The 15,915-nt window shown below is 69.4% G+C and carries 14 protein-coding genes; 5 read left to right on the forward strand and 9 right to left on the reverse strand.

Going from position 1 to position 15,915, the window contains the following annotated elements; translation table 11 throughout:
• Positions 1-2 precede the first annotated feature (2 nt).
• Entirely contained in the window at positions 3-908 is a 906-nt protein-coding gene (locus ABVF28_RS06990; protein ID WP_371029952.1) for a hypothetical protein, read from the reverse strand.
• Positions 908-1,990 (reverse strand): serine protease, encoded by a 1,083-nt coding sequence (locus tag ABVF28_RS06995; protein WP_179555614.1) that lies wholly within the window; start codon positions 1,988-1,990, stop codon positions 908-910. The genes ABVF28_RS06990 and ABVF28_RS06995 overlap by 1 nt, the downstream gene beginning before the upstream one ends.
• A 166-nt stretch (positions 1,991-2,156) precedes the next feature.
• Between ABVF28_RS06995 and ABVF28_RS07000 the strand changes: the two genes are divergently transcribed.
• Positions 2,157-3,245 carry an LLM class flavin-dependent oxidoreductase gene (locus tag ABVF28_RS07000; RefSeq protein WP_371029953.1) on the forward strand — a complete coding sequence of 363 codons (1,089 nt, stop codon included), beginning with the start codon at positions 2,157-2,159 and terminating at the stop codon, positions 3,243-3,245.
• 3 nt (positions 3,246-3,248) lie between these two features.
• Complete coding sequence (locus ABVF28_RS07005; RefSeq protein ID WP_371029954.1) at positions 3,249-4,928, forward strand: methyltransferase; 1,680 nt, start codon at positions 3,249-3,251, stop codon at positions 4,926-4,928.
• A 38-nt stretch (positions 4,929-4,966) separates the two neighbouring features.
• Here the strand turns inward: ABVF28_RS07005 and ABVF28_RS07010 are convergent, their stop codons facing one another.
• Positions 4,967-5,911: an NAD(P)-dependent oxidoreductase gene (locus ABVF28_RS07010; RefSeq protein ID WP_371029955.1), complete on the reverse strand. Its 945-nt coding sequence runs from the start codon at positions 5,909-5,911 to the stop codon at positions 4,967-4,969.
• Positions 5,912-6,045: 134 nt separating this feature from the next.
• On the opposite strand from ABVF28_RS07010, the gene ABVF28_RS07015 reads away from it, so the two are divergent.
• From ABVF28_RS07015 to ABVF28_RS07025, 3 genes are read left to right on the forward strand one after another with little or no spacing between them, the layout of a single operon-like run.
• On the forward strand, positions 6,046-7,494 hold the full coding sequence (locus ABVF28_RS07015) for a GntP family permease (RefSeq protein ID WP_371029956.1): 1,449 nt from the start codon (positions 6,046-6,048) through the stop codon (positions 7,492-7,494).
• Between the two features lie 41 nt (positions 7,495-7,535).
• Positions 7,536-8,807, forward strand: a complete 1,272-nt coding sequence (locus ABVF28_RS07020; protein WP_371029957.1) for a CaiB/BaiF CoA transferase family protein — start codon at positions 7,536-7,538, stop codon at positions 8,805-8,807.
• Positions 8,804-9,742 (forward strand): hydroxymethylglutaryl-CoA lyase, encoded by a 939-nt coding sequence (locus ABVF28_RS07025; protein WP_371029958.1) that lies wholly within the window; start codon positions 8,804-8,806, stop codon positions 9,740-9,742. The genes ABVF28_RS07020 and ABVF28_RS07025 overlap by 4 nt, the downstream gene beginning before the upstream one ends.
• Positions 9,743-9,766: 24 nt before the next feature.
• On the opposite strand, the gene ABVF28_RS07030 is transcribed toward ABVF28_RS07025, so the two are convergent.
• From ABVF28_RS07030 to ABVF28_RS07055, 6 genes are all read right to left on the reverse strand, one after another.
• Positions 9,767-10,573: an IclR family transcriptional regulator gene (locus ABVF28_RS07030; protein ID WP_371029959.1), complete on the reverse strand. Its 807-nt coding sequence runs from the start codon at positions 10,571-10,573 to the stop codon at positions 9,767-9,769.
• A 9-nt stretch (positions 10,574-10,582) separates the two neighbouring features.
• Positions 10,583-11,047 (reverse strand): hypothetical protein, encoded by a 465-nt coding sequence (locus ABVF28_RS07035; protein WP_371029960.1) that lies wholly within the window; start codon positions 11,045-11,047, stop codon positions 10,583-10,585.
• A gap of 35 nt (positions 11,048-11,082) precedes the next feature.
• Entirely contained in the window at positions 11,083-12,156 is a 1,074-nt protein-coding gene (locus ABVF28_RS07040) for a YbdK family carboxylate-amine ligase (RefSeq protein WP_371029961.1), read from the reverse strand.
• 99 nt (positions 12,157-12,255) lie between these two features.
• Positions 12,256-13,260: a lysostaphin resistance A-like protein gene (locus tag ABVF28_RS07045; RefSeq protein WP_371029962.1), complete on the reverse strand. Its 1,005-nt coding sequence runs from the start codon at positions 13,258-13,260 to the stop codon at positions 12,256-12,258.
• A 147-nt stretch (positions 13,261-13,407) separates the two neighbouring features.
• Positions 13,408-14,451, reverse strand: a complete 1,044-nt coding sequence (locus ABVF28_RS07050; protein ID WP_211891366.1) for a hemolysin family protein — start codon at positions 14,449-14,451, stop codon at positions 13,408-13,410.
• Entirely contained in the window at positions 14,444-15,823 is a 1,380-nt protein-coding gene (locus ABVF28_RS07055; protein WP_371029963.1) for a hemolysin family protein, read from the reverse strand. The genes ABVF28_RS07050 and ABVF28_RS07055 overlap by 8 nt, the downstream gene beginning before the upstream one ends.
• Positions 15,824-15,915 lie beyond the last annotated feature (92 nt).

Raw genomic sequence — 15,915 nt, forward strand, 5'->3', positions numbered from 1 at the left:
CCCTAGCCGGTCCTTGCGTTTCCGATGGCATCCCAGAAGGCACTGGCCTGGTCTGCGGTGACGTTCGTCACGTACTGCGGCGCGAGCGACGCCGGGTCGTCCGGCAGATCGTCGGCGGTCGGCGTTCCCGTGATCTCGAAGCCGAACTGCACCTCCACGTCGAGGGACGCCGCGTCCATCGTGCCGTTGACCTCGATCTTCTGGATGATGCCGTCGGTGCCCACCCACACGTGCAGGGGGAGGAGCGTGCCGAGCTCGTCCTCGCTCAACTGCGAGCGCAGGTCATCGCCCAGCGTGTACAGCCCCGCCGCTTCCAGGGAGTCGAAGGTGACCGCGGACGTGAAGTGCTTGCTGCCGTCAGCGGAGACCTCGAGCTTCTCGGGCAGCTCCTCGCCGTTGCTCTCCTTCGAGAGCTGCCACGCCTCGACGAGATTGCACATGAAGATGACGGTGCCGAGGATGCACGTGCGCTGAGGGTCGTTCGCCCGGTCGAGGTCGCCCATCGGCAGCCGAGCCCACGGCGTCGCCACGACCGTCGTGTACGCGCTGCCGAAGAGGTAGTACGTGAACCCGCTGCCGGCCATGTGGACCTCGTCGATCGACGTTCCCGGCTCGGCCGTCGATTCCTTCGTGACGTAGGACGCGCCGACCACGGTCGTCTCGTGCTGCGTGCTGAGCGTCGCCCCCGTCGAGGCCTTGCCGTGCGTGTAAGCGGTCGCCGAGAAGTTCTCGACCCCGGCGAGACCCTCGACGAGCGAGTCGCCGAGCAGCTCAGCGCCCGTGTAGGCGTGGTACTCGAGTTTCGCCTCGTGGTTCGCGACCGCCGTGGGCGTCGTCGTCGCGCATCCCGTCAGCACCAGCCCGACGAGCAGCGCCGTCGCGCCCGCCACCAGCCGCTGCGTGCGCATCAGGACCCCCCGAGCTCGTCGTACAGCGAGAGTGCGGTCTGGCCGAGCACCGAACCCTCCCAGCGGAACGGGGGATTCGCGGACGAGAGGACAGTCGACGACGTCGCGGCGACGTAACCGGCGCCGACGACCTTGTCGTAGTAGACGAGCCAGGCCCCGCCGGATCCTCCAGGCGTCATGCTGCACATGTGCGTGTAGCCACCCGCCGAGCCTTCCTTCCACTGGCTGGAGGCGCACATGTACTCCTCCGACCCGTCGTAGGGGCTCGCGCTCGGGTAGCCGACCTGCGTGATCGCCTTGGCGGGCACGCCGAACGCGATGCCCTGGCCGCCCGTCACGTCCTGGATGCGTTGCCCGTCCTTCTCCTCCATGACCAGGAACGCGAAGTCGTTGTTCCATCCGTCGCCGTACACGCCCTGGTCGCCGTAGTTGGCGTTGTCGAGGAAGTGCTGCGGGATGCTGTAGTCGGTGGCCGCCCAGCGCCCGTATGGCTGCTCGGCGCCGTCGCCGCGGTCGCCGGGGATGAAGACGACGTTGGTCGCGACGGCCTTGTTGCTCTCGAAGTCGACGAGGCAGTGCGCCGCGGTGACGACGATGTTGCGCTCACCCGAGTTCACGACCGTCGCCGAGCAGACGGCGAGGCCGCTCGCGAACGACATGTAGAGGCGACCGAAGGTGGATGCGCCGAGCCCGGCCCGGTCGAACGGCACAGCCTCGGTGACGTCGCCGTAGCCGTTCGGCGACTCCGCTGCGGGCACCGCCGCCGTCGGAGCCACGAACGCGCCCGTCGCGGGGTCGCCGACGCCCACCGTGATGCCGTTGTCTGGAGAGGTGTAGTCGAAGCCCTCGGCGTTCTTGAACATGTCGGGGTCCGACCAGAAGTCGTGGGACTCCTGGGGCGACGACTCGAACGAGTCGCGCAGGCTGACCGTTCCCCCCTCAATGGGGGCGTCCACCGCGTCGTAGCCGTTGGCAGACGGGACGGCAGTTGCGCTCACGGAGCACCCCGCGAGCAACACGACCGCGGCAAGCGCGCCGATGCTCGCGAGCAGCGCCCGCGGTCGGCGACGATGTCGAATCATGGGGTCTCCTTCGGCACGCTGGGTATGCCGTCCCTGGTCATGCTACGCAGGGCCACCATCAGTCAGGCCGCGAACTGGCCGAAAACCCAGGTGACGGGGAGTTCTCCCCTGGAGGCTGCCGAAGCCATCCAGGAATAGCGGCGGGATGGCGCACGTTGCCCTTGCCATGCCAGGAACGACCAAGCTCTCCGTGCTCGACCTCATCCCGGTCTCCGAGGGGCAGACGAGCGCCGACGCGATCGCCGCATCACGTCGCCTCGTGCAGCGTGCCGACGAGCTGGGGTACCACCGGTACTGGGTCGCCGAGCACCACAACACGGAGCTCGTCGCCTCGACCACCCCTCCGGTGCTGCTGGCGGCCCTCGGAGCGGGGACCAGCCGCATCCGCCTCGGGTCGGGTGGCGTGATGCTGCCCAACCACGCCCCCTTCGTGGTCGCCGAGCAGTTCGCGGCCCTCGAGTCCGTCTACCCCGGGCGCATCGACCTCGGATTGGGGCGTGCCCCCGGTACCGACCCGTTCACGGCCGCCGCCCTGCGCCGCGATCTGTCGCGTGACCGCGTCGACGAGTTCCCGAACGACGTGCTCGAGCTGATGGGATTCCTCGGCGATGTGCGCGACGAGCACGATCGCGAGGTGCTCAACCGTCTCCGCGTGACGCCGGGCGCCGCCACCCACCCCGAGATCTGGCTGCTCGGCTCGAGCCTCTACGGGGCCGAGCTCGCTGCCGCCTTCGGTCTGCCGTACACCTTCGCCCACCACTTCGCGATGCACGCCGACCCGAAGGCCGCGGCAGACCACTACCGCGAGCACTTCGTGCCGTCTCCGGTGCTGGCAGAGCCGCACTTCATGGTGTCGGTCTCCGCGATCTCCGCCGACACCGTCGAGGAGGCCACTCGCCTCGCGCTCCCGAGCCGGGCCGCGATGCATCAGATCCGCTTCGGCCGACCCACCCGTGTCCTCACGCCAGACGGCGCCGCGGCGTACGCCGCGCGCATGCAGGACCGCTCGCTCTTCGACGCGACGACCGGCACGCAACTGGTCGGGACGCCCGAGATGGTGGCTGATGGCATCGACCGGCTCGTCGAGCGGACGGGCGCGGACGAAGTGCTCCTGGCCGCCACGACGCACGACGTCGAGGTGCGCATCCGCACCATCGAGGCGCTCGCCGAGCTCCGGGACCCCGCTGCCTGGGAGTCGCGCGACTCGGCTGGTCGGGCGTCGCACGCGACTGTCGGTGCGCATCCGCATAATTGACGGGTGACTTCCCACGCGCGCCATGCCAGCTCAGCCTCCTCTCGAGACGCCTTCACCTTCGACGACCCGAGCGACGCTCCCGACAGCACCGACGAGGCGCTCCTCCGCGCGCTCGCGGTGACGTTCGCCGAGGTCGGCTTCACGGTCGACGGCGTCGAGTCGCGCCTCGGTGGGGAGGCGGCGGATGCGCTGCACCGGGACCTGCTCGAGCCCGCATCGTTCGCGCTGTCGCGTGAGCCAGACGACGCGCTTGCAGCGCTCATCCGCCTGTTCGTGCTGGCAGAGCCCGTCGAGGCGGGCGACGTGCCGGCCCTCGAAGAGCTGCTGGCGGCCCGGCTCGTCGAACGCCTGCCGCGTGTGGCGCCGGGGGATGCGAGCGGCGGTGCGTCCGGCGAGGAGCTCGCCGACGAGCTCGTGACCGCGCTTGTCGATGTGCGCCCGTACGCGAGCGAGGGCGTGAACGGCAGCGTCGAGATGTGGGTCGCCTCCGACCTCGGTGGGGTGCAGCTCGGCCGCGACCAGCCGCTGCGCCGCGACCACGTCGTCGGCATCGGGCCGGCGACGACCCTGCTCGCGCAGCTCACCCCGCGCGAGCCGGTGGCCCGCGCGCTCGACCTCGGCGTCGGCATGGGCGTGCAGACGATGCACCTGCTCGCGCACACCCGGCACGTCGTGGCGACCGACATCTCCGAGCGCGCCCTCGCCTTCGCGAAGTTCAACCTGCTGCTCAACGCCGCGGCCCTCGGCATCACGCCAGGCGGCCTCGACGACCGCGTGAGCCTGCGCCTCGGCAACATGCTCGAGCCCGTCGCCGGCGAGCAGTTCGACCTGTTCGTCTCGAACCCGCCGTTTGTCATCACTCCCCGCCGCGAGGGCGAGGAAGGCAGCGACCAGTACACGTACCGCGACGGCGGCAAGCCTGGCGACAGCATCGTCGAGGGACTCGTCCGCGAGCTCGGCACGGTGCTCGCACCCGGTGGCGTCGCGTGCATGCTCGGCAACTGGGAGGTGCGCGAGGGTGACGCGACCTGGCACTCGCGCATCGAGACATGGCCAGCGGGCGACGTCGACCTGTGGGTCGTGCAGCGCGAGGACGCGACGCCCGTCGAGTACGCCGACATGTGGCTGAAGGACGCGGCCGAGAACGCCGAGCTGTCGAGCTGGCAGCATGCGTTCCGCCGCTACCTGCAGGACTTCGCGAGCCGCGACGTCGAGCGCATCGGCATGGGCATGTTCTTCCTCCGCCGCACGCACGAGGGGGCCGTCGGCGGTCCGCTTCGCCGCTTCGAGCACCTCACGCACGCCCTCGGGCACCCGCTTGCCGAGCACATCCGCGACGGCTTCGAGGCCATCACCTGGCTGCGCGGCCTCGACGACGCCGAGCTGTTCGACGAGCCGCTGGTGGTCGCGGGCGACGTCACCGAGGAGCGTCATTCGCGGCCGGGCGACGAGGACCCGAGCATCATCATGCTCCGCCAGGGTGCCGGGTTCCGCCGCACGATGTCGATGTCGACCGAGCTCACGGGTTTCGTGTCGGTGTGCGACGGCGAGCTGGTCGGGTCGCAGATCGTCACCGCCATCGCCTCGCTCGTCGACGTCGAGGAGGAGGCGCTGCGCGAGAGCCTGGTCCCCGACGTGCGCGAGCTCGTCGCGCTCGGCTTCCTCGCGCCGCGCTGGCGCTAGGGGCGGAGCCGGCGCGGCGCTCGGCGGTCAGCTGCGCGTCATCTCGACGCCACGATGTTCTCGGGCCTCTCCCCGTTCAGGAGCGCACGGAGCTGCCGTTCGATGAGCGCGACCATGCGGGGGTGCATGGCCGAGGAGGCGCCCCCGACGTGCGGCGTGATGAGCACGCCGTCGAGCCCCCACAGCGGGTGCTCTGGCGGCAGCGGCTCCGGGTTGGTGACGTCGAGGGCGGCGCGGATGTGGCCGGTCTCGAGCGCGCGGACGAGCGCGTCCGTGTCGACGACCGGGCCCCGCGCGACGTTCACGAGCAGCGCGCCGGGTCGCATGGCCGCGAGGAAGACGTCGTCGACGAGGTGCCTGGTCTCTTCCGTGAGAGGAACCGTGAGGATCACGACGTCGATCTCCGGCAGCAGGCGACGCAGGCTCGAGATGGGATGCACGAGGCCCTCCCCGCCCGGACCGCCGGCGCGTGCGGTGCGCGCGAAGCGGAGCACTCGCGCCTCGAAGCCGTCGAGGCGCTTCTCGATGGCCTGACCGACGCCGCCGTAGCCCACGATGGCGACGGTGTGGTCGGCGAGGCTCTGACCGGGGAGCTGCTGCCACCGCCCGCCCTGGGCCGCGATCGAGTACTCCGGGAAGCGTCGCAGCGAGGCGAGCGCGAGGCCGAGCGCGAGCTCCGCCGTCGAGGCCTCGTGCACTGAGCGCGCGTTGGCGACCGTGTGCCCGGGCGGCAGGTGCGCGACGATGTCCTCGTAGCCGATGGTCTGCGCCTGGACGAGCCGGGTTGTCGTTGCCCCGAGGTTCGCGACGAGGCGGGGGTCCTGCTGGTAGGGGAGGACCACGAGGTCGATGTGCGCAGAGGGTGACGGCGTCGTCAGGTCCCAGGTGATGCACTCCACGCGGTCGGCGAGGTCGAGCTGCGCGATGTGCGCTGCGAGTGCCGGTGTCGGCACCGAGATGCTGACCCTCGGTTCCTGGATCACGATGTGGACCCTTGCTTACATAATGAGTTCATGCACATAATGTAAGCCAGACGCGGACCCAGGCCAAGCCCCCATCCGCTCCGCCTCGACCCGGCCGGGGCACCGCGCGAGACCAGAACCTCGATTGGACGACAATGACGTCAGAGATCATCACCATCATCCACACCGCGATCGCCATCCTCGGCGTCGTCGTGCTCATCACCCGCTTCCGCCTGAACCCGGCGGTCGCGCTGGTCATCGGCTCCCTCTACCTCGGGCTCGCGACGGGGAACTCGCCGACCGACACGATCGGGACCATCACCGGCGGCTTCGGCGAGATCATGGCCGAGGTCGGCCTCCTCATCACCTTCGGCGTGCTGCTCGGCTCGATGCTCAGCGAGATGAACGCCATCCAGCGCCTCGTCTCGCACCTGCTGCGCATCTTCGGCCCCAAGGGGCTGCCGTATGCAATGGGGCTCACGATCGGCACCGTGCTCCAGTCGATCTTCCTCGACGTGCTCCTCGTCATCTCCGCCCCGCTGGCCCGCAAGATGGCGCCGCTCATCGGCAAGCACGGCACACCGCGCATCGCGACCGCCCTCGCCATCGGCCTCGAGTGCGGCATCGTCTTCATGGTGCCGGGCGTCGCCGCCCTCGCGCTCGCCGGCGTGCTCGGCGTTCCCCTCGGCCAGATGCTGCTCTTCGGCCTCATCGTGATCGTGCCGACCATCGTCATCTCGATCTTCATCATGACGCTGCTGTTCCGCATCGGCTTCTGGAAGGAGAAGCTCGACGAGACGCAGCCCGTCGAAGGGGAAGATGCGGCGGACGACAGCATCGACGGTTCCCCCGAGCCCGTCGGACCGCTCAAGACCGAGAACATCCCCGTCGGCGACCGACTCAGCAAGGTCGGCGGTGTGCCCCGCGGCGTCGCGGTCGCCGAGCGCACCACCACATCCGAGCCCAAGCTGATCCTGCTCTTCTCCCCGCTGCTGCTCTGCCTGGCGCTCATCGCCACTGGCGCGATCCTGCAGATCGCCGGCATCGAGATCGACGCGCTGGTCCTCATCACCGACCCGGTCTTCGCGCTGCTCCTCGCGGTGCTCGGCACGAGCGTCATCGGCAGGCTCACGGTCGGCGTCAAGGCCGTCGAGAAGTCGGTCGTCGCGGGCTTCCGTGAAAGCGGCCAGATCCTCATCCTCACGGGCGTCGGCGGCGCGCTCGCCGCGACCGTCGCGGCGACCGGGCTCGGCGACATCCTCGGGCAGGCGTTCGGCGCGCACAGCTTCGCGCCGCTCCTCATCGTCTGGGCCATCGCCGCCGTGCTGCACGTCGCCGTCGGCTCGGTCACGATCTCCGCGATCACCGCGGCAGGCATCCTCGCTCCCATCTCCTCGGTGATCGGGCTCGACCCGATCCTCATCGCCCTCGCTGCCGGTGCCGGCTCCCTGTTCGCCGTGCACGTCACGAGCAACACGTTCTGGCTCCTCCAGTCGCTGCTCGGCCAGACGACACGAGGCACACTGAAGACGTGCACCGTCGGTGTCTCCGTCGCCTCGGTCGTCGCGCTGCTGGTGACGCTTGTCCTCAGCATCTTCATCTGACCCGCACGCTCCGACCGATCACCAGTCCGGAAAGGACCGACATGCACACCAACGCCAAGATCGCCCCGCTCAAGGGAGTCCGCGTGCTCGAGCTCGGGAACTTCATCGCGGCCCCCACGGCAGGGCGGATGCTCGCCGACTTCGGCGCCGAGGTCATCAAGGTCGAACGCCCCGGAACGGGAGACGAGCTGCGCTCGTGGCGCCTGCACCCCGGTTCGACGACGTCGATGCTGTTCCACACCATCAACCGCAACAAGAAGTCGATCACGCTCGACCTCCGCACGGAGGAGGGGAGGGATACGGTGCGCGCGCTCGCCGCCGACTGCGACGTCATCCTCGAGAACTTCCGGCCCGGCACGATCGAGCGGTGGGGCATCGGTCCCGACGTGCTCGACGAGATCAACCCCGGCATCGTCATCGGCCGTATCTCCGCGTTCGGGCAGACGGGCCCGCTCTCGAGCAGGCCCGGGTTCGCGGCGGTCGCCGAGGCGATGGGCGGGTTCAGGAACCTCGTCGGCGACCCGGACCGCGCCCCGGTGCGTGTCGGCGTCTCCATCGGCGACTCCATCGCGGGCGTGTACGCCGCCTACGGCGTGATGATGGCGATGTTCCAGCGCGAGCAGCGCCGCGGGGCCGGCCTCGGGCCAGCGCCGCTCGAGGAGCGGGTCATCGACGTGGCCCTCAACGAGGCCATGTTCTCGATGATGGAGTCCCTCATTCCCGACTACCAGGCCCACGGCGTGGTCCGCGAGCGGGTCGGCGGACGAATGGAGGGGATCGCCCCCACGAACGCCTACGTGTGCGCAGACGGCAAGAGCGTCGTCATCGCCGGCAACGCGGATGCGATCTTCGTGCGCTTCATGGGCATCATCGGCCGCCGCGACCTCGCGGGCGACCCTGGGCTCGCGACGAATAACCTCCGCTGGGAGCGCCGCGACGAGCTCGACGCGGCGATCGGCGCGTGGACGGCGACGATGCCGGCCGACGAGGTCCTCGACATCCTCGACGACGCGGGCGTCCCATCCGGCCCCATCTACACGGCCGAGGACATCAGCGAGAGCCCGCAGTACGCGGCCCGCGACATGATCCAGAAGTTCGACGTGGCCGACGGCGAGCAGACGGTCGAGGGGGTCGGGTTCCCCGGCATCGTCCCGGTCCTCGGCGGCGCGTCCCTCCCCATCCGCACCCTCGCGCCCCAGCTGGGCCAGGACACCGAGGCGGTGCTCGCCGCCTACGCCGGCCTCGCGCCGCGGGGGCAGCTCGACGACACCAAGACCCAGCTCGACGACGACAGCAAGGTGGAGACACGATGAGCCAGAACCCGACCACCGACGCACGCCTGCGCGACGTCACGCTGCGGGACGGCCTGCAGCTCACCGGCAAGCTGCTGTCGACGGACCGCAAGGTCGCCCTCGCTCGCGAGCTCCTCGCCGCCGGCGTGCCAGAGCTCGAGATCGGCTCGATGGCGCGCGGCGACCTCGTCCCGCCCATGGCCAACACGCTCGAGGTGATCGAGGCGCTCACGCCGGAGGAGCTCGAGCGCAGCTGGGTGTGGGTCGCGACCCCGCGGCACATCGAGAAGGCCGCGGCAGCCGGCGCGAAGAACTTCCAGTACTGCCTCTCCGTCTCCGATGCCCACAACCAGGCGAACATCGGCCGCACCACCGACACGAGCCTCGCCGCCATGCCGGACGCCGTCGCCCTCACCCGTGAGGCCGGCGGGCGCATCCAGCTGTGCCTCGCCACCTCCTTCACATGCCCGTTCGATGGGCAGGTCGACCCAGACCGGGTCATACAGATCGCCAACGACCCCCGCGCCGAGGGCGCTGCGGACATCGTGATCTGCGACACCCTCGGGCAGGCGCATCCCGGGCAAGTGTCGTCGCTCATCTCGCGGGTCGCGACCGAGACCCCGCAGCGCGAGATCGTCTTCCACGGGCACGACACGTGGGGTGCCGGCGTCACGAACTCGATCGCCGCGGTGCTCGCGGGGGCCAGCATCGTCGACGGGGCGCTGGGCGGCCTCGGCGGCTGCCCCTTCGCTCCGGGTGCCAGCGGCAACACGGCCACGGAGGACCTGCTCTTCGCGATGCGCCCCGAGTGGCTCACCCCGGCGGCGTTCGCCCAGATCGTCCGCGAGTCGGAGGCGCTGCTCGACGACCTCGGCGAGCCGAACCGTTCCAAGGCGAGGCAGGGCGCCCGTTCGAAGGCTCCCGCGTTCGAATGGGTCGTGCCGGCCTCGCTCTGACGGCTGCCAGCCGAGCGCCCGCTGTCAGCCGGTGGCGGGGGCGCGCCCGCCGATCAGGCGAGTCGCGCGTTCGGCCGTCTCGACGAGCATCGGGGCCCACTCCTCGAGCATGTGCGGCTTGATGCGCGCGGCGGGCCCGCTCACGCCCATGGCCATGCGCACCCGCCCGCTCGGCTCGAACACCGGGGCCGCAAGGCCGACGAGCCCGTCGATGCGCTCGTTGCGCGTGATCGCGAACCCGTCCCGTCGCGTCTGATCGAGCACCCCTCGCAGCTCGGCCGGGTCGGTGATGGTGCTCGCCGCGAGGTCCGGGATGGGGCGGGCGAGGATGCTCTCGCGCAGGTCATCGTTCCAGGCGAGAAGGACCCGTCCCGCGGAACCGACCGTGAGCGGCGCGACCTTGCCGACGTGCACATCCTGCTTCAGCTCGTGGCGGGTCTCGTCGACGGCGATGCAGACGCGGTAGTCGTCGTCCGCCCTGAACAGCGTCGCGCTCTCCCCGGTCGCCTGCCGCAGCTCGCGGAGCAATGGCGCGAGCAGGTCGATGGCCTTGATGCCTCTCACGGCAGGCGCCGACCAGTACGCCATCTTCAGCCCGATCCGGAAGCGATCGTCGTCGCGGTCGAGGAAGCCCTGCGCGACGAGGTTCGTGACGAGACGCTGCGTGGTCGAGGTCGGGAGCCCGGTCCTCGACCTGATCTCCGCGAGTGACAGCGACGGCGACTCGAGCGTGAAGCTGTCGAGGATGTCCGTGATCTTGCCGAGCACGAGCAGCGGGGCGACCCCGGAGTTTCCGGTGGCGGGCGAGGCTGCGCTGCCGGGATCTGTCATAGGAGAAATCTAGAGCATCCGTCCCCGGCGGAACGGCTCGAGCAGTTCGCGACGGTCGCGCCACGCGCCGGTCGACCAGAGCGCCAGCCCGATGAGCAGCACCTGGAACGGGAGGCGGATGAGCCGGGCCGCGTCGGTGTCGAGCCCGAACGCATCCGTCCCCGTCACGTACTGAGAGATGTTGCCGGGGAAGACGGCAACGAAGAACGCCGCGACGGTGAAGCCGACCGCGACCCGCCATCGCCAGGCCGCGATGAGCGCCAGCCCGAGCAGCACCTCGACGACACCGGATGCGAGCACCACGAAGTCCGCATCGAGCGGCAGCCAGGTCGGCACCTGCGCCTGGAACTCCTCGCGGGCGAAGCTCAGATGCGCGATGCCGGCAAACAGCAGGAACCCACCGAGGACGACGCGCGCGATCGTCCTGGGGAGCGAGGTGCGCTGAACCTTGGCAGGGGGAGTGGTCGGAGGCATCCACCCAGTCTGCTCCCTCGGCGTGGCCGATCCGCTCAGACGGCCGCGTGGAGGGCACGCAGAGCTTCGATGCCGCCTTCCTGGTATGTCTGCCGTTGCCGCGCGGCTCCCGTCCCGAAGCGGAAGAGACGGTCAACGCCCGAGCGGATCTCGTCGCCGTCCCCGAACGCATCCGCGGCAGGACCGACGTGGGAGAGCAGGGCATCCGCGACCGCGCGGGCCCCCGCCAGCTCGCCCGTCACCGGGTTCAGGAGCCGTGCGTCGATCCCATCACGGGCGGCCTGCCAGAGCGACGCCTCGAGCAGCTCGGGAGGCAGGTCGGCGAGGGCGCCACCGGCCTCGCCGTCCTCAGTCGCCGTGACCAAGGCCCGGCAGATCAACGCAAGCAGCACCGTCTCGCGCGTCTCGAGCTGCGCGTCGAAGACCCGGAACTCGATCGTCGGGTGGTTCGCGGAGAGACGCATGTTCCACGCCACCGAGCCAGCATCGATCGTTCCTCCAACCCCGACAAGACGCTCCATTCGTTGCCGATAGTCCTCGGCATCGACGAACACCGGAGGGCAGTCGTGAGTGGTCCAACGCCGCATCTGGATGGTGCGCCAGCTGTCGAACCCAGAATCCTCTCCACGCCAGTGCGGCGAATTGGTGCTCAACGCGAGCAGCACCGGCGTCCAGCCGCGCACGGCGTTCATGATCCGCACACCCTCTTCACGTGAGGAGATCCCCACGTGCACGTGGATGGCGTTGATCTGGTGCTCCCGCACGAGGCCCCGGTACTCGCTCGCGAGCTCCCCGTACCTGGCTGTCTCGGTTGCGTGCGGCTCACCGGGGACAAACGGCACCGCCCCGTGCCAGGGTGCGACCCTGGCATGATCGGCGGCCGAGTTGAGTGCCTCTCGGTAGGCGTTGAGGTGCGTGTGCGCCTCCCGCGCCGACCGGAGCACGGGCGAGCAGTACTCGACCTGCGAGTTGAGGAACTCGCGGGTGACGAGGGAGCGAAGGCGCCCATCGTGGCGGAGCCCCTCGAGCACTTGTGCGGAGGCTGGCCTCGGCTCGAGCGTGCGCGGGTCGACGAGCATCGCCTCCTCCTCGATGCCGAATGTCTCCATCGATGTCCCCTTCCCCCAGACATCCGCTTGGCGATTCGCGTGTGCTCACCGCGGATGCATCCTCGTGGCGGCATCAAAGCAGAAATGGCCTGAACTTCGTCAGGGGGTTGACGAAGCGGCCGTCGCCTGCGGCCCACGCCGGCCCGCGAGCGCTTCGGCGGGCTTCGGCGGCGCGAACTGCTTCGTCGCGAGCAGCACGCTGACGAAGATCAGCGGCACGATCCACCCCGTCCAGCCGAGGATCGTGGCCTGCGTCGTGTCGACCTCTTCGCCAGCCGCAGCGAAGAGCAGGTACGAGCCGGCGGCGGCGTTGAACGCCCCGTGCGCGAGGGCCGCCGGCCACACCGACTCCGAGCGGATGCGCAGCCACGCGAACACGGCCCCGACCAGGATGCACATCCCCGTCATCATGGCCAGCGCGAGCCAGCCCGGCGCATCCACGTAGTTGTAGCCGAGCAGGATCAGCGGCGCGTGCCAGACGCCCCAGATGACCCCCGAGATGAGGAGCGCGGGAACGGTACCCAACCGGAGGAGCTTCGGGAGCAGCCAGCCGCGCCAGCCCAGCTCCTCGCCGAGGGCGGGGATCAGGTTGAGGAACGCCCCGAGCGGGATGCTCGCGAGCTGCAGCAGCACGAGCACGGCGACCGGGATGGGGAGCTCCAGATTGCCGACCCCCTCGGCTGCGAGCTGCTCGTCGAGCATCGCCTGGAAGCCGGAGAAGTTCACGAGGTCCATCGAGTAGACGCCGAACAGGGCGCCGATGGGCAGCGCGACGAACACGAGCGCCACCGGGACGACGACGGCGAGCGCAAGGTAGGCGATGAGCCGTCCGACGGGCTTCAGCGACACGATCCCGAGCGCGCGCCATGGCCTCGCCGGGCGCTCGACGGCGAAGACCGCGACGAGCGCCGCGATGGCCGGCGTCATCATCATGGCGACCGAGATGACCGGGAACCATGGGTTCGCGAGACCGTCGCCCAACCACAGGGGCAGGGTCACGAGCCACGGCAGGCCGAAGGCCAGAGCGAGGAAGACACCGACCGAGAGCTTCTCCCGCCCGCTTGCAGTGGTGGTGGTCTGGACGGTCTGCGGGGAGGGCTGCACGGTACAACCCTCTCGTTTCGCCATGTGCACTGTCAACGAGCGACGACAGGCAGGTGCCGGATGCGCCTACAGCTGCACCCGGAAACCAAGGATGCCCCCGCCCGTTTCCGGGCGGGGGCATCCCCGAGCTGGTCTCGACCGTGTCGGCTAGTTCGCAGCGGCGGTCGCGTTGACCTCGCCGACCAGCACCTCGAGGACGTCCTCGAGGAACAGGAGGCCGGTCACGTTGCCCTCGGAGTCGAGGGCCTTCGCGACGTGCGCCCCGCGGTCACGGAGCACCGCCATTGCGTCCTCGAGTTCCGCATCCCGCGACACGGAGACGAGGCTCCGCAGTCGCTTCTGCGGGATCGGGGCCGTGAACACGTCCGGGGCCATGAGGTCCATGACGTCCTTCATGTGGATGTAGCTCGTCGGCTCACCGCGCTCGTCGGTGACGACGTAGCGCGAGAAGCCGTGCTCGGCGACGGCTTTCTGCACGTCGATGGGGCGCGCGCCCGCAGGCAGGAGCACCATCTCGGCGATCGGCACATCCACGTCGCTGACCCGCTTCTCGGTGAACTCGAACGCGCCCGCGAGCGTGCCCGACGCGTCGTTCAGTGTTCCCTCTCGGGTCGACTGCTCGACGATTCCGGCCACTTCCTCGAGGGTGTAGGTACTCGTCGCTTCGTCCTTCGGCTCGACCTTGAAGAGGCGCAGCACGCCGTTCGCGATCGTGTTGAGGCTCCAGATGATCGGGTTGAAGATCTTGGAGACCACGACGAGCGGCGGGGCGAGCAGGAGGGAGGCGCGGTCCGGCACCGAGAACGCGAGGTTCTTTGGGATCATCTCGCCGAACACGACGTGGAGGAACGTGACGAGCACAAGCGCCACCGCGAACGCGATCACGCTGATGAGCTCGGCCGACAGCGCGGTGAGCCCGAGCGGGATCTCGAGGAGGTGGTGGATGGCCGGCTCGGAGACGTTCAGGATGAGCAGCGAGCAGACGGTGATGCCGAGCTGGCTGGTCGCCAGCATGAGCGTTGCGTGCTCCATCGCCCAGAGGGTCGTCTTGGCGGCGCGGCTGCCCCGCTCAGCAAGGGGCTCGATCTGCGACCGCTTCGCGGAGATGACCGCGAACTCGGCGCCGACGAAGAAGGCGTTGCCGATGAGGAGGACGAACAGCCACAGGATTCCTGGCAGGTACTCACTCATTGATCATCGCCTCCTTGACTCGCTCGTGCGCTCTGTCGTGAGCGAGCTCCTGATTGCTCATGAGGCTCTGGTCTCCGTCTGGCTCGTTCGGCAGGTAGCGGACCCGCACGATGCGGGTGCCGTCGATGCGCTCGACGCGCAGGGTGCCGGCCTCGATCTCGACCTCATCGCCCAGTTCGGGAAGGCGCTCGAGGGTGTCGGTGATGAAGCCGCCGACGGTGTCGTAGTCGCCGTCCTCCGGAACTTCGATCGCGAGGCGGTCGAGCACCTCGTCGGGACGCCAGGAGGCGTCGAACGTGACCGAGCGGCCGCGCCGGATGAACCCGGTCTGGTGCCGGTCGTGTTCGTCTTCGAGTTCGCCGACGATCTCCTCGACGAGGTCCTCGAGGGTGACGATGCCTGCGGTGCCGCCGTGTTCATCCACGACGACGGCGACTTGGTGTCGCTCGGCGCGCAGCAGGGTCAGCAGGGCGGAGGCGCCCATCGACTCCGGCACGCGCAGCGCCTCGGTCTGCAGCTGGCCGGCCGTGACCTCGCCGTGTGTCTCGACGGGCACCGCGAACGCCTGCTTCGCGTGCACGAAGCCCGTGATGTTGTCGGGCGTCCCGTCGACGACGGGGAACCGGGAGAACCCGGTCTCGATGGCGAGGGCGATGATCGCCTGCGCCGTGTCGTCGACTTCGACGCTCGCCATGCGCACGCGGGGTGTCATGACGTCGGACGCGTCGTGCTCGGAGAACTTGAGGGTGCGTCGCAGCAGTGCTGCGTCGTCTTCTTCGAGGAGCCCGGAGAGCGCGGAGTGCCGGATGAGGTAGGAGAGCTCGTCGGCGCTTCTGGCACCGGAGAGCTCCTCCTTGGGCTCGATGCCCATGGAGCGGATGATGGCGTTCGCCGTGTTGTTCAGGAGCAGGATCACGGGCTTGAACACCGTCGTGAAGAGCGCCTGGAACGGGATGACGACCTTCGCCGTCGCCCGTGGGAGGGCGAGCGCGAAGTTCTTGGGGACCAGCTCGCCGATGATCATCGAGAACAGCGTCGCGAGGACGATGCCGACGATGGCTCCGACGACGGGCACGAGGCCCTCGGCTACCCCGAGGCCCTCGAGGGGCTCTGCGAGGAGGGAGCTGACGGCCGGCTCGAACGTGTATCCCGTGAGCAGGGTCGTGAGCGTGATTCCGAGCTGCGCGCTGGAGAGGTGTGTCGACGTGATCTTCAGGGCCTTGATGGTTGGCCCGAGTCGTTTCTCTCCGCGGCTCTGCCGGTTTTCGAGATCGTTTCGGTCGAGGTTGACGAGCGCGAATTCACTCGCGACGAACAACCCGGTTCCTACTGTGAGAACGAGGCCGATGCCGAGCATCACCCATTCGTTCATGCGTGGTGCCTCCAGACTGTGGCGGCCGAAGATGCGGCCGGAACGTCAAGAGGCTTGGGACTATGACTGGGAGGGTCTTCCATGAGGGGAGA

The sequence above is a fragment of the Pseudoclavibacter sp. JSM 162008 genome (genome assembly GCF_041366455.1).
In the GTDB taxonomy this organism is placed as follows: domain Bacteria; phylum Actinomycetota; class Actinomycetes; order Actinomycetales; family Microbacteriaceae; genus Pseudoclavibacter.

Bases quoted from the DNA above. Each gene is read 5' to 3' on its own strand.
- ABVF28_RS07055 (WP_371029963.1), bottom strand. From the start codon at position 15,823: ATGAACGAATGGGTGATGCTCGGCATCGGCCTCGTTCTCACAGTAGGA.
- ABVF28_RS07030 (WP_371029959.1), bottom strand. From the start codon at position 10,573: ATGACAGATCCCGGCAGCGCAGCCTCGCCCGCCACCGGAAACTCCGGG.
- ABVF28_RS07025 (WP_371029958.1), top strand. From the start codon at position 8,804: ATGAGCCAGAACCCGACCACCGACGCACGCCTGCGCGACGTCACGCTG.
- ABVF28_RS06990 (WP_371029952.1), bottom strand. From the start codon at position 908: ATGCGCACGCAGCGGCTGGTGGCGGGCGCGACGGCGCTGCTCGTCGGG.
- ABVF28_RS07020 (WP_371029957.1), top strand. From the start codon at position 7,536: ATGCACACCAACGCCAAGATCGCCCCGCTCAAGGGAGTCCGCGTGCTC.
- ABVF28_RS07040 (WP_371029961.1), bottom strand. From the start codon at position 12,156: ATGGAGACATTCGGCATCGAGGAGGAGGCGATGCTCGTCGACCCGCGC.
- ABVF28_RS06995 (WP_179555614.1), bottom strand. From the start codon at position 1,990: ATGATTCGACATCGTCGCCGACCGCGGGCGCTGCTCGCGAGCATCGGC.
- ABVF28_RS07050 (WP_211891366.1), bottom strand. From the start codon at position 14,451: ATGAGTGAGTACCTGCCAGGAATCCTGTGGCTGTTCGTCCTCCTCATC.
- ABVF28_RS07035 (WP_371029960.1), bottom strand. From the start codon at position 11,047: ATGCCTCCGACCACTCCCCCTGCCAAGGTTCAGCGCACCTCGCTCCCC.
- ABVF28_RS07000 (WP_371029953.1), top strand. From the start codon at position 2,157: ATGCCAGGAACGACCAAGCTCTCCGTGCTCGACCTCATCCCGGTCTCC.
- ABVF28_RS07015 (WP_371029956.1), top strand. From the start codon at position 6,046: ATGACGTCAGAGATCATCACCATCATCCACACCGCGATCGCCATCCTC.